General features: G+C 49.4%; 13 protein-coding genes. 6 read left to right on the top strand and 7 right to left on the bottom strand.

What is annotated here, in order from left to right; translation table 11 throughout:
• Positions 1-33: 33 nt before the first annotated feature.
• Complete coding sequence (sucB, locus tag BLT51_RS07525) at positions 34-1728, bottom strand: 2-oxoglutarate dehydrogenase, E2 component, dihydrolipoamide succinyltransferase (protein ID WP_091281773.1); 1695 nt, start codon at positions 1726-1728, stop codon at positions 34-36.
• A gap of 19 nt (positions 1729-1747) precedes the next feature.
• Positions 1748-3124 carry a dihydrolipoyl dehydrogenase gene (gene lpdA / locus BLT51_RS07520; protein ID WP_091281770.1) on the bottom strand — a complete coding sequence of 459 codons (1377 nt, stop codon included), beginning with the start codon at positions 3122-3124 and terminating at the stop codon, positions 1748-1750.
• A 187-nt stretch (positions 3125-3311) separates the two neighbouring features.
• Between lpdA and BLT51_RS07515 the strand changes: the two genes are divergently transcribed.
• Complete coding sequence (locus BLT51_RS07515; protein ID WP_091281768.1) at positions 3312-3629, top strand: oxidoreductase; 318 nt, start codon at positions 3312-3314, stop codon at positions 3627-3629.
• A gap of 96 nt (positions 3630-3725) precedes the next feature.
• Here BLT51_RS07515 and BLT51_RS07510 read toward each other — a convergent pair whose 3' ends face one another.
• Both BLT51_RS07510 and BLT51_RS07505 read right to left on the bottom strand, forming a co-directional pair.
• Positions 3726-5150 (bottom strand): leucyl aminopeptidase, encoded by a 1425-nt coding sequence (locus BLT51_RS07510; RefSeq protein ID WP_091281766.1) that lies wholly within the window; start codon positions 5148-5150, stop codon positions 3726-3728.
• Positions 5151-5219: 69 nt separating this feature from the next.
• Positions 5220-5888, bottom strand: coding sequence for a DUF3043 domain-containing protein (locus BLT51_RS07505; protein WP_157672964.1), 669 nt, complete (start codon positions 5886-5888; stop codon positions 5220-5222).
• Positions 5889-5965: 77 nt separating this feature from the next.
• Here BLT51_RS07505 and BLT51_RS07500 point away from each other — a divergent pair, with 77 nt between their 5' ends.
• The 4 genes from BLT51_RS07500 (at position 5966) to BLT51_RS07485 (ending at position 9787) form a co-directional block, all read left to right on the top strand.
• A complete protein-coding gene (locus BLT51_RS07500; protein ID WP_091281762.1) occupies positions 5966-7309 on the top strand; it encodes a dipeptidase in 1344 nt (447 codons plus the stop codon).
• Positions 7310-8377, top strand: a complete 1068-nt coding sequence (locus tag BLT51_RS07495; protein WP_091281760.1) for a hypothetical protein — start codon at positions 7310-7312, stop codon at positions 8375-8377.
• Positions 8378-8454: 77 nt separating this feature from the next.
• On the top strand, positions 8455-8796 hold the full coding sequence (gene erpA, locus BLT51_RS07490) for an iron-sulfur cluster insertion protein ErpA (protein ID WP_372443427.1): 342 nt from the start codon (positions 8455-8457) through the stop codon (positions 8794-8796).
• A gap of 67 nt (positions 8797-8863) precedes the next feature.
• Positions 8864-9787, top strand: coding sequence for an FKBP-type peptidyl-prolyl cis-trans isomerase (locus tag BLT51_RS07485; protein WP_091281755.1), 924 nt, complete (start codon positions 8864-8866; stop codon positions 9785-9787).
• A 61-nt stretch (positions 9788-9848) separates the two neighbouring features.
• On the opposite strand, the gene BLT51_RS07480 is transcribed toward BLT51_RS07485, so the two are convergent.
• Positions 9849-10472 carry a superoxide dismutase gene (locus BLT51_RS07480; RefSeq protein WP_091281753.1) on the bottom strand — a complete coding sequence of 208 codons (624 nt, stop codon included), beginning with the start codon at positions 10470-10472 and terminating at the stop codon, positions 9849-9851.
• Between the two features lie 235 nt (positions 10473-10707).
• On the opposite strand from BLT51_RS07480, the gene BLT51_RS07475 reads away from it, so the two are divergent.
• The gene (locus tag BLT51_RS07475; RefSeq protein ID WP_172801341.1) at positions 10708-11058 is read left to right on the top strand and encodes a response regulator transcription factor; all 351 of its coding nucleotides are present in this window, start codon (positions 10708-10710) and stop codon (positions 11056-11058) included.
• 31 nt (positions 11059-11089) lie between these two features.
• Here BLT51_RS07475 and BLT51_RS07470 read toward each other — a convergent pair whose 3' ends face one another.
• Together BLT51_RS07470 and BLT51_RS07465 are read right to left on the bottom strand one after the other, a co-directional pair.
• Complete coding sequence (locus BLT51_RS07470; RefSeq protein ID WP_091281749.1) at positions 11090-12961, bottom strand: DEDD exonuclease domain-containing protein; 1872 nt, start codon at positions 12959-12961, stop codon at positions 11090-11092.
• A complete protein-coding gene (locus BLT51_RS07465; protein WP_091281748.1) occupies positions 12915-13301 on the bottom strand; it encodes a hypothetical protein in 387 nt (128 codons plus the stop codon). The genes BLT51_RS07470 and BLT51_RS07465 overlap by 47 nt, the downstream gene beginning before the upstream one ends.
• Positions 13302-13356: the final 55 nt, after the last annotated feature.

The raw sequence follows: 13356 nt of genomic DNA, 5'->3' as shown, positions 1-13356 counted from the left end.
CCAGCTTGCGGTTATATTCCAGTTATATATGGATTACAATCCAAGTTCGCCAGCGAAATCCGCTTCCTCTAGGCGCATCTTCACATCGCGTAGGTAGCGTGATGCATCTGCACCATCAACGATTCGGTGATCGTAGGAAATCGAGAGGTAGCACTTCGAACGGATCGAGATGACTTCGTTTCCGTCCTGATCCTTCACTACGGCTGGTGCCTTGAAGATCGCTCCGGTACCCATGATAGCTACATTTGGTTGGTTGATGATCGGAGTATCGAACAGCGCACCAATAGAACCTGTGTTAGTGATTGTAAACGTCGATCCAGTTAGCTCATCAGCACCGATCTTGCCGTCACGTGTGCGAGCAGCCAGATCGCCAACAGCCTTGGAAATACCAGCGATGTTCAGATCGCCTGCATTCTTAATGACCGGAACGAAAAGACCCTTCGGGGTATCAACCGCAATACCAACATGCTCGACGTTGTGGTAAACGATCTCGTTACCTTCAACTGAAGCGTTGATAATCGGGTGAGCCTTCAGTGCCTCGGTAGCTGCTTGGATAAAGAACGGCAAGAATGTTAGCTTGACGCCTTCGCGAGTCAAGAACGCATCCTTTGCGGCAGCACGGAGTTTAACGATCCGGGTAACATCAACTTCCATGACGGTTGTTAGCTGTGCTGAAGTCTGGAGCGACTCAACCATGCGCTTGGCAACAGTCTTGCGCAAGCCAGTCATCTTCTGGCGCGTGCCACGCATCGACGCAGCTTCCTGCGCCTTCGAAGCAAGAGCAGACTTAACTGATTCAGTAGCTGGCGTGATGACTGGGCTAGAGGCTGCAGCCGGTGCGACCGGAGTAGCTTGTGCGGCCTGCTTGGCAGCTTCGGCGGCGGCTTCGATGTCTTGACGGCGTACCCGTCCGCCAACACCAGTGCCTTCGACGGTTGTGAGTTCAACGCCGAGTTCCTTGGCAAGCTTGCGCACGATTGGCGTCACGTAAGATGACTTGCCACTGTCGCCAATAGCCGAAATAGGATTCGGCTCTGATGCTGGAACTTCAGCCGGCTTCGACTCAGTTGATTCTGGTTCAGCTGAAACAGATGCCTCTATAGCAGGTGCTTCTTCAGCAGATCCGCCAATAACTGCAAGTGCAGTACCAACCTCGACTGTTTCGTCTTCGTTAACAATAATCTTTGTCAAGACACCGGCTGCTGGAGCTGGAACTTCGGTGTCCACCTTATCGGTCGATACTTCGACAATTGGTTCGTCCTCTTCAACAGTATCGCCCACGTGCTTAAGCCACGTGGTAACGGTACCTTCGTTAACGGATTCGCCAAGGGCAGGCATTAAGACATTAATGCCGCTTCCATTGCCTGCTGGGGCAGGGGTTTCACGTGCTGGTGCAGATGCTTCTGCTTCGGCTTGTGGTAGAGGCTGAGAGCCTTCACCTGAGCCATCATTGGTGGCAGGATGCTGATCAGACTGAGCCTGTGCGCCAGAACCATCGCCAATGTAACCAAGTACTGTGCCAACGTCTACTGTTTCATCCTCATTAACGACGATTCGTTCCAGGATTCCAGCTGCTGGAGCCGGGACTTCGGTGTCAACCTTATCGGTAGACACTTCAACGATCGGTTCGTCAACTTCGACAGAATCGCCTACCTGCTTAAGCCAGGTGGTGACTGTTCCTTCATTAACAGATTCGCCCAATGCGGGCATCTTAATTTCTTCAGACATATGCAGAAACTCCCTTGTCTCAGTTGTGGGTGTGGAGCGGCTTGCCAGCGAGAGCAAGAATTGCTTCGCCTACTGCTTCATTTTGGGTTGGATGGGCGTGGATAAGACCCTCGAAGTCTTCAGGGAATGCTTCCCATGACACCATGAGTTGGCCTTCGCCAGCTTGTTCGCCCATACGAGCACCGATAGCATGGAAGCCAACGATCGGACCGTTCTTCTCACGGACGAGTTTCACGAAACCAGTTGTGCCAAGCATTTGGGACTTGCCATTGCCAGCAAGGTTGAACTCAACGACTTCGACGTTTTCTTTGCCATATTTCTCTTCTGCCTTGGGCTGGGTGAGTCCAACAGAGGAGATCTCTGGATCCGAGTAGGTCACCTTAGGAATAAGGTTTTCGTCAATGGCCTTCGGGTTCATTCCGGCGATTTCCTCAGCGACGAAAATACCTTGAAGGAATCCACGATGTGCAAGCTGTACGCCAGGAACGATATCACCGACGGCATAGATGCTGCCGACGCCGGTGTGTAACCGATCGTTAGTGATGACGAAGTCGCGTTCCATCTTGATACCGTGTTCTTCGTATCCGAGGTTCTGAGTTGCTGGACCACGACCAATAGCGATCAGCATCATATCCGCGTCATACTGTTTACCGTCTTGGGTAAAGACGTGCACACCGTTTTCGTCTTCGTCAACATGATCAAACATAGTCTTTGTTTTGAACGTGATTTTCCGCTTGCGGAATTGACGCTCGAGCATCTTGGAAATTGCTGGATCCTCATTCGGGACAAGTCGATCGAGACCCTCAATGATGGTTACGTTTGCGCCGAAAGAAGCCCAAACAGAAGCAAATTCTACACCGATAACGCCGCCGCCTAGGACGACGACGGAGTTTGGAACGTGCTCAAGCTTGAGTGCTTGCTCGGAGGTGACAACTCGATCTGTAATAGTTTGACCAATTGTCTTGGAATAAGAGCCAGAGGCGAGGACAATATTCTTGCCCTTGAGATGGCGTCCGTTAACTTCAACAGTATCTTGAGAGATCAACCGTCCCCATCCGTGGACAGTTTCGATGCCTCGTGAATCGATGAGACCGGTGAGACCTTTAAACATTTTTTCAATGACGCCGTCTTTATAAGCGTTAAGAGCATTCATATCAATGCCCTCAAAGTTTCCTCTAACGCCGATATTTGCGCTTTCGCGCATTTCGTTGGCAACTTCGGCAACGTGGAGTAAAGCTTTGGTTGGGATACAGCCACGGTGCAAACATGTTCCGCCGACTTTATCGCCTTCTACTAAAGCAACCGAAAGTCCTAGTTGTGCGGCGCGCATAGCCGTAGCGTATCCGCCGGATCCGGCGCCGAGAATAACAACGTCGTATTCTTGAGTGTCTGACACTTACCTCTCCCTCGAGTTGGCATTTAGGTGCTGGTTTCCCAGACCCCTTAGGTACATTGTCCCACTTTGAACGAGATATTGCTCATTCTTGTGAAGAAAATCTGCGTTATCAACATTACGTTATAAACGATGTGCGTCGGCCTTGCTTTAGATGTATTGCAGATATGATGTGCGTACAATGAGCTCCATGGCATGGTTTTTTAAGAGCTCAAAAAAGAACAACTCACGTCACGCACGTCGGGAAACAACTGCTTATCTAAAAGATTTTTGTGTTACGCGAGAGGAAGTTGAAGCGTATTATGAGGCTGAAACCCCGCGGGACCCATCATCAATTGTTCTCGTCGCGCGTGATGGTGAATGGACCCGTCGAAAAGTTCCTAGCTGGAAAGACGCAATAGCGTTAGCTCAAGAACTTGATATCCCGCTATATGACGTTGCTCGTACTGGATATCCCCGGTCAATGAGAGAATGGAACTTAAACAATCCGGGAGCCTCGAGGCGCTAAGCTGTCGATATTGCTGATGAATATTGAGTTTTTCTAAAAAATGGTGGCTATCAGAAAGTTGATAGCCACCATCTTTTTCCTTAGCAAGTTGGGCACTTAGCGAGCAAGATGCTCAACCAAGGTACGAAGCATGACACCGGTGGCACCCTTTGGTTGGTAACCCCAAGCTGCCTCGTGGTTGAACGACGGGCCAGCAATATCGATATGTGCCCATGGCGTATCACCAACGAATTCCTTCAGGAATAGGCCAGCAACAAGCATTCCACCAGGGCGTGAACCAGAGTTCTTCATATCTGCGCAATCGGAGTCAAGTGACGAGCGCAATTCAGCAGGCAATGGCATAGGCCAAGCAGGTTCGCCAGCTTCGTTGGCGGCAGCAACGATTGCATCCCGGACGGTTTCTGTTCCCATAATGCCAGTAGTACGATTGCCAAGTGCTACGATTTGTGCGCCAGTAAGGGTGGCAATGTCGATGATTTCATCTGGGTTTTCTTCGCAGCCCATGATAAGTCCATCCGCCATGACAAGGCGTCCCTCAGCGTCCGTATTATTAATCTCTACAGACAAGCCGTTACGGTAAACGATGACGTCATCTGGCCGGCCAGCAGAACCAGAGACCATATTTTCAGCCAAGCATAGCCAGGCAACAACATGTCGCTTAATGCCAAGGTTTGCGGCTGCAATTGCTGCGTGGAGAACGGTAGCTGCACCGGTCATGTCAGTCTTCATATCGGTGATAACTGACGATGGCTTTAAGCTGTAGCCACCGGTATCAAAAGTAATACCTTTTCCGACAAGAGCGGTGAAACCTTCAGCATTTTCCGGCTTATATTCGACGCGCACAAGACGTGGAGCTGATGCCGAACCACGACCCACTTGGAGCAAGCCAGCAAGTTTTTCGGTTTCAAGCTCTTCGTCCGCGTAAACCTTAACATTCAAGCCAGCTGCTTGGGCAACTTTCACAGCATGGTCAGCAAAGGTAACTGGATTCAAGAAATTAGGTGTGGTGTTTTCGAGATCTCGTACCGCATTCACCGCTTCTGCAAGTACTAGAGCATGATCCCGAATCGTTTCGTCAGTATGATCAGAAACGACGACGATGGATTCTACTGGCTCTTTCGCTGGCTTCTTGTAAGCGTCGAAAACGTATGCTCCTAGAGCAGCGCCTTCGACAATTGCGCCAGCTTGTTGAGCAGTTTCATGCGGGAAACTGATTGTCAGGGAACCATGGCCTGCAGTGGCACGTGTTGCTGCACCTGCCATATGGCGCAACGATTCAGTTGCATGCTCTTCGCACAGGCCAACAGCTAAAACAATCTTCGAAGAGTCGGCTGGGTTAACGATCGTCGTCGTCGACAACGCTTTTGCGTCAAAACCAATCGTGGTCAAAGACTGAACAACGTTGGCTGCGAAATCGTCCGGTACCGGAGACACGATTACGAGCGAATCGTCTTTCTTTGCCACGGCGAGCGCTAAATTAGCGTGAATATCAAGATGTGCTGAAATTTCAAAATTAGTCATGTCTATATGTTAACGGGGCTAGGCCAGAAAAACCTCTGACTTAGCCCCGTTTTACATAGATGTGAGAAACTAGCGTCCCTTCTTAGCAGCTTTGGCAGCTTTCAGATCAGCAGCAGTCGAACCTGAGGGATACTCGCCGCGCTTAACCTGCGGTGAAGGCAGACGCCACCGTGGCATGTACATACCACGAGAAAACATCTGCATTGAGAAACCCGATGGAATCTCATCCTTGCCGAACTTGTACACGGCCAGAATCTTTGCGTTGCGGACGATCCATACGAGCTGAATCACCATAATGAGGAAAATGGCGTAAACTCCGATGGTTGCCCAGAAGGCAGCGACTGGCCAGTAGGACATGAATGCTGCGAGCAGTAGCAACGGGATAACCATTGGCATAAACCATTGACCCAGTGGGTTCGCGGCGTCGATATAATCCCGGCCCCAACGACGGACTTTTCCACGGTGAGCAGGCGGCATATTTCTTTCATCACCAGTACGCATAGCTGTTTGTTGCTTGTAGTACAGTTCATTGCTCTTTGCGCGATTCTCAGCCTTGAGCTTACGCTTTTCTTCCTTCGTTAAGGCAGCGCTTGCAGCGACAAGTGGCCGACGATGAGCACGCTCAACGTCCTTCCGGCGTGGAGTTGGAGTGCCTTTGCTTGGTACATGGCCTTTTGCTAGGGTCTCCGATGCGACGTTAGTCGGCTCTTGAACAGAGTCTTTTTTCTGACCGAACACAAAACTTCCTTCACAATTAATGAAATTCCATTGCTAGTTTACCGGGTAACGGGCAAATACGCGCTAGGCTAGTGGGTATGAATACTCAATTAATTAGTTCTCGCGTCGATGACGCCATGCCTGAAATCCTCAACGAATTGACAGAATTTGTTGCTATTCCGTCGATTTCGTCTGCTTCTTTTGACCAAGCTCCGATGCTTGAATCGGCTCAATGGATAGCACAACGAGCGAAAAAATTAGGGCTAGATACCGAGGTGATTCAGCTACATACCGAATCCGGGCTGGTAGGAAGACCAGCGATTCTGGCTTCACGTCCAGCTCAGGAGGGCAAGCCAACCGTTTTGCTTTACGCACATCACGATGTGCAGCCAGTTGGCGATGTGGCTGAATGGAAGTCGGAGCCATTTGTCGCAGTAGAGCGCGATGGCAGATTGTATGGTCGTGGCACAGCTGATGATAAAGCTGGAGTTTTGGTCCATTTAGCTGCTATCGAAGCTGCAGATCCGGGCGTCGGCATTCGGCTTTTTATTGAGGGCGAAGAAGAAGTTGGTTCCCCAACTTTCGTTGATTTTCTCAATACCTATCGGGAACAACTTGCCGCAGACGTGATCGTCGTCGCGGATTCTTCTAATTGGAAGGCTGGAGCTCCGGCGTTAACGACGTCGTTGCGTGGCGTTGTCCAGATGCAGGTTGAAGTTAAGGTGCTTGACCACGCCGTACATTCTGGTTTCTTTGGTGGCCCAGTTCTTGATGCGGTTACCGTTGCATCGCGGCTGATTTCAACGTTGCATGACGCGGACGGCAATGTTGCAGTATCAGGCCTTGTTCAGGAAGATGACACTGATGTTGACTATCCAGAAGCAGATTTTCGGCGAGATGCCGGAGTTTTGGAAGGCGTGAAATTAGCGGGTTCCGGATCGTTTACTTCTCGGTTGTGGACCAAGCCAGCTATCTCGGTGATTGGAATGGATGTTCCTTCAGTCGCGGCAGTTTCAAATACGATTCTTCCGTCAGTCAAATTTGTGTTGTCCATGCGAGTAACACCAGGCCAAGACTCGCACGAAGCTGCGCAGATGCTTGCCGATCACTTGCGCAAGCACGCTCCATTTGGCGCCCATGTTGACGTCACGTTGTCCGAAGCAGGATCAGCTTTCCTCGCTGGTGCTGAAACAGAAGCGACCGAGATCGCGCGTAAGGCTCTGGCAGAAGCATGGGGTGTTGAACCTGTCAGTATTGGTCAAGGAGGGTCTATTCCGTTCATCGCTGACTTAGCAAAGGCATTCCCGCAGGCACAGATCCTAGTAACCGGAATAGAAGATCCGGATACTCGTGCTCATTCAGCTAATGAGTCATTACATATTCAAGATTTCCGTAATGCAATTGTGGCGGAAGCTCTGACGCTGTCACGTTTAGGGAATTAAGTGCGGGTTTTATGTGTTGCCACGGCGCTTCCGGGAAATGAACCGGACGCCGTGGCACGGGCATTCGCATCGAGTTGGAATCAGTCTAGGCCAACAGATGAGATAGACATATGCTTGAATTCTGATGGTGAAAATGTTGCGCATGTTGGTACTGGGCTAGCCAATGTTTTTTGCCACCGTGTTGGCCAGGCAGAAGCTGTTGAACGCCGTCATGGATCTGGTCCCGGCCGAATTATTTGGATCTCTAGGACTGATGATCGTGCACTGATCGACCTTGCTGAAGCTGCCACATGGAACGGAAATGGGGATCCTCGGGGATCTTCAGCTTTCTTAGCAGAAGATCTGCTGTGGCTAGCTGAGCATCATGTATCGAATGTGCACATTCATCTCCCTGCGCTAATGAATCATAGTGATCTAGGTCTGGGAATGCTGAGTGTACTATCTGGCATCAGCTTCGAAAAAAATATGACCGATGGTGCTCTAAAGCAGGCTGTTACTTTAGCCCGATCCCGTCTAGGGAACATGAGTCTTTATATTACATATCCCCATGATCAGTTTTTGCATGGGCCAGATGGGATTGGAAGGATATGGCAACAGTGTGGTTTTGATGCGTGTACGGCCCAAGATTTTAATTCGACAGCCACGGACATAGCACACCGGCTAGACCGGGCACTGAGTCAACATAATCTCACTATGTCGAGACGGCAGATGAGACACCAACAAGTTTTTGATGGCGTTGGTGGTGGCTTAGGTAAAATGTTCCATACGTTGAATGCCAAGCTCGATTTATTGGGACAAGATCTTACTATACCCACCCAACCGGCTGATCTTTATGTATATATTACAAACAGTTTAGAGCTTCATGTGCCGCGCGGTTTAATCCAGGTATCTGAATATGCGCAACGGGTAGGGGCACCTTTCGTTGTAGTAACTGCACGTACACAAATTGTGCGGGGTGAGCTTCCGGGCTTAGGCATACATGGTTTATATCGACTTTCTGACATTGATTTAACTGGGATTACTGAATTAACTGTTCGATTGGCAACAACATGGGGATGGGACGCATAGCTCTCAGCGTATCCAGTGGAACGAGATAGCTAGAGCCGTTAGTCTTGAGCTTGTCTATGTGTTAGATGGAGGAAACGATGAGCGAAATTGCAACACATGCTGTAAGCCTTACTGATGTGGCCGCAGCGAAAGTCAAGTCTTTACTGGAACAAGAGGGTCGTGATGATCTCCGGTTACGAGTGGCAGTGCAGCCTGGTGGTTGCTCGGGGCTAATGTATCAGCTCTATTTTGATGAGCGGCTACTAGACGGCGATGCCATTGCTAATTTTGATGGTGTTGAAGTAGTTGTTGACCGGATGTCGGTTCCTTATCTTGAAGGAGCAACAATCGATTTTGCTGATTCAATTGAACGCCAGGGATTTACAATCGATAACCCTAATGCGCAAGGTTCTTGTGCATGCGGTGAGTCTTTCCACTGACAAGTGCTCGTGTGTGGACGTCCTTTGAGGCGTCCACACACTTTATTTATATAAAGGAGAAAAATACGTGAAACGATCCATTATCGCTCTTTGTGCAGCGGTACTACTGGGACTGACTGGATGCTCTGACTCGGCAGCTAATTCAGCGTCGAAAACTGAACAGCAGGCAGCTGGAACTGAAATGCCAACAGTTAAAATAGATGGCAAGGATACCCACTTGGAGTTTCCAGATTCTAACCCGCCCGAAGGACTACAAAAAACTGTCTTAGATGAGGGGGAAGGACGAGTTATCGAAGAAACTGACTTTGTTGTTGCGCATTATGTGGGACAGGTCTGGGGCAATGAAAAGCCGTTCGATTCTTCTTTTTCACGTGGTAGCGGAGCAGGGTTTTCGCTCCAGGGAGTTATCCCGGGGTGGACTCAGGGACTGTCTGGACTGAAATCTGGAGCAAAGGTTATTCTCTCGATTCCGTCCAAACTAGGATACGGACCAGCTGGAGGAAATGCTCAGGCGGGTATCGGTAAAGACGATACGATTGCTTTCTATGTAGAGATTCTCGATGCTTTCGGCGGGGATCAAGCTGGCGATCCAAATGCAACTCCAGAAGCAGATCCGGCTTCTCTTCCCGTGGAAATTGAAGGAGAGCTAGGCCAACCCGTGACTGTCAAAGTTAAAGAGGGGACTGCGAATCCGACTGAAATTTCCACAACCGTTATCGCACGCGGTAGTGGTCCAGAAGTTGGTGGAGAGGGCTCGAGACTTTATATGCAATATTCGATGTCACTAATCGATAATTCAAAGTCGGAAACCAGTTACGGTAAAGCCGGCCCGTTCCTATCCACTATTGGTGGTGGCTCTATCTTTGATGGATTAACGGGTATCCCGGTGGGATCACGTGTTTTAGTCATGGCGCCGCCACAGGGTCCGGAAAGTGACGACAACAAGCAAGGTTTGGCTGTCGTCGTAGATATTCTAGGTATCGATAAGTAATCCGATACAAAAGGTTGGCTCGACTTAAATTAGTCGAGCCAACCTTTTTAAAAGCTTTCTCTTAGCCAAGAATGAGCTTTGCGGCGTGCTCTTGGGCACGGGCCAAGCGAGCAGCAACATCTTCCCAATTAGCAATGTTCCAAATTGCCTTGAGGTAGTCTGCCTTGACATTTAGATAGTCGAGGTAGAAAGCGTGCTCCCACATATCGACCATAAACAATGGCACAATGAATGATGGGATGTTGGCCTGGTGATCAAACATCTGGAAAACATTAAGCTTGCCTGCCAACGTATCGTAAGCTAGAACAGCCCAACCAGATCCTTGGATTCCGAGAGCTACAGCTGTGAAATGCTTCTGGAAGTTAGCGAACGAGCCAAAGGAATCTTTGATGGCTTCGAGGAGTTCGCCTTCTGGTTCGTCGCCACCATTGGGGGAGAGATTTTGCCAGAACATAGTGTGGTTGGTGTGTCCGCCGAGATTGAATGCGAGATCCTTTGATAGCTGATTGATTTTCGATAAGTCACCAGCTTCGCGCGCTGCTTTGATGTTTTCTACTGCCGTGTTAGCGCCGGCCACGTACGTTGCATGATGCTTATCGTGATGAAGTTCCATGATCTTTCCTGAAATATGTGGCTCAAGGGCTGCATAATCGTAGGGAAGTTCAGGAAGAGTATAAATTGTCATTTCGACCTCCGGTAATTTCGTGAGGGACTTAAGTCCGATGTACATATTCTATTATGCATATTTTTAGCCTATATTGGCGGGCTTTATTCCTATGAGTGAAATACTCGGTGCCTCACTCGATTAGTTCAGAGCTCCGAAACGACGTAGACTTAAGAGAGAATTAAAGATAGTAATCTCCCCGGAGGTGGACATGGGCTCGCACGTTAGAGTATTGGTCTATTCAGATAATCGTGATGTGCGTGAATCTGTTAAACGCGCAGTAGGACGCAAGGTGCGTGGCCAAGAGACGCCGATTGAATGGATAGAAGGCGCAACTCCGGACGGAACTATTCTGAAGATTAAAGATGCAGAAGAAGCTGGTCAGTCCTTTGATTTGCTCATACTAGATGCGGAGACGCCAAAGCTTGGTGGAATCGGTTTAGGAAAAATGGTACGGGATGAAATCAACGAAAACATTCCGTATATTGTCCTCATAGCCCGGCCACAAGATGAGTGGCTAGCACGAGTTGCGCGTCCAGAAGCTATTTTACCTTATCCAATCAACGCGACTGAGCTTTCCGTGACAGTGAAAGAATTAGTTTCATAGCGTGCATTGAGTTTAACTTCTTTTATGCTTCTCACATCGCCTGGTCGACGCCAACGATATCGGGGAGCATAATTTTTTGTGAACTCGAGACTCGCGTAGCTAATTTCTCGGGCTGAGTTACGTACACAATCCGAACTAAATCGCGCCACAGCCATGAAGAAAGACAATGTAATTCATCAGTGGTTACCTCAGCGAACGGTCGTTCAGGCGGCTCAGACAACGGATGCTGGCTGTTGTATGAATCAGCGTAGGTGTGAACTTCATTAGCGTGGACTACGATAGTCGAATCAACCAGCTGACCGTAATCCGTGGTAACTATTTCCCAAGTATCGGCTTGTTGCTCATGAGGCGATGCAGCGATAATACGCCCAGCTTGGATGAGTGGTTTCATGAGCGCTTGCGCACGTGCACCGCCAACGAGAGCGTATATTCGATCGCGCTCCCGCTGAGCATACTCAAACCGTTCGCTTGCTGATAGTTCCTTCATTCGCTTGAGACTATAGAGATAGATATCATCGACATCCCCGCGCAAAATTCGTTCTACTTTTTCGTAGCTCATCTTTTGTTCTATACCGGTCTGGCAAGGCGCATCGCACAGTTTTAACTCCGCTTGATGACATGCAGGTCTGCCGTCTGGTTGGCTAGGCAAAACCTGTGCACATGTGCGTAGGTTGGTGTACGAATTAATCAGCTCCAGAGCGGCTTTTGCATTTCCCATTTTGGTGAAAGGGCCTAATGAAACATCAAGATTATCGAAGGTAACAACTCTAGACGCCGTTAGGCGAGGATGCTTTTCGTCAGTAAGTTTCAGCCAGTATCGAGCCCGTGGTTTCGACCTCCTGTTGTAGGGTGGTTCTAAGTCCCGTATTAATCTAATTTCAAGGATTTGCGCTTCAATAACAGTCTTCGTGACAATAGTGTCAACCCGGACAGCAAGATCCACCATTTCGCCAATTCGGCGTCGCTTTTCAGCCGCAGTGAAATAGGATCGAACACGCTTATATAAGTTCTTGGATGTCCCAATATATAAAATCTCGTTGTTGGGACCAATAAATTTGTATATCCCCGGCAACGCAGGGATCTGGTCAGCTAGATGAGCTTTTAACCGACGTTTTCCCGGTACCCGTGAGTGAGCCACCAACAAGTCATCGAGATGTGTGACACCAAGCGAGCCCAACCGGGCCAAAATAGCATGAAAGACATCAACCGTAGCGCGGGCGTCGTCAAGAGCGCGATGAGACGGGGAAGTGGTAGCTTGGACGAAACGGGCAAGGGACGAGAGCTTATGATTTGGTACCTCTTCACGAGTGAAAACCCGCCGGCTTAATTTCACCGTATCAACAACTTTGCGTTTTGGAAAAGAAAGCTCTAAAGCTTCAGCAGCGCCTCGTAAATGTCCCAGATCAAAAGCCGCGTTGTGTGCAACAAATACTAGGTCTGGGTCAGAACCGACAAAGTCGATAAATAGTGGCAAAATAGCATCGAGTTTCGGGGCGGTGGCTACCTTAAGGTTTGTGATACCGGTGAGTCGAGAAATAAATACCGGGATAGGGATTCCCGGGTTGATAAGTGAACTAAACTCGCCGAGGACCTCACCGCCACGTACTTTTACCGCGCCTATTTCAGTTAGCGCATGTAGCCCCGGTTTTTCGCCAGTTGTTTCGACGTCGACAACCAAGAATGTAACCTCAGAAAGAGTAAGACCCAAATCATCGAAACACAGCTGTTCACAGGCAGATAATTGTTCCCCACGACGATGGATGACGCCGCGGTCAGTGTCAATACGTTGTCCAGTAACTGGCATGATCTTCATAGCATGTACTTTAGGCCGAGCCTCCACCATATTTTCAAGTGCACTATATCCGTGCCCCGTCGTCGTCAAAATCTCGCTCGTTCGGAGCATGCGCGATTACCCCACCAGCTGCACAAACGCACGCCAGGACTGCCGCGCTAATAAATACAGTACGCGGAAGGGAAATAACATCGAAGAAGCCAGCACAACAGACCAGTATTGCCAGCGTACACAAAATCCATAAAGCCACGGCTAATCGCGGAAAACTCGCGGGGGCTTGAGGCGTTGCCGTAGGCAAATCGGCGGCATCAAAGTCCATATCGGCCTCTGGCGAGGACCAATCGCGTGGGCCGCGTCGCCTGGTCCCATTATCGAGTGAAATAAAACTTTGCCACTCTTTATCGGCATCCCAACCAGAAAGGTTGCCCAAATCATTATCTTCACGTTCCATGGTCCTACCTTACAACCGGTAGACTAATAGGAGGAGAAGCGGGAGTAGCCCGCCC

The sequence above is a fragment of the Arcanobacterium phocae genome, assembly GCF_900105865.1.
In the GTDB taxonomy this organism is placed as follows: domain Bacteria; phylum Actinomycetota; class Actinomycetes; order Actinomycetales; family Actinomycetaceae; genus Arcanobacterium; species Arcanobacterium phocae.
This window is presented reverse-complemented; position numbering and strand designations above follow the sequence as displayed.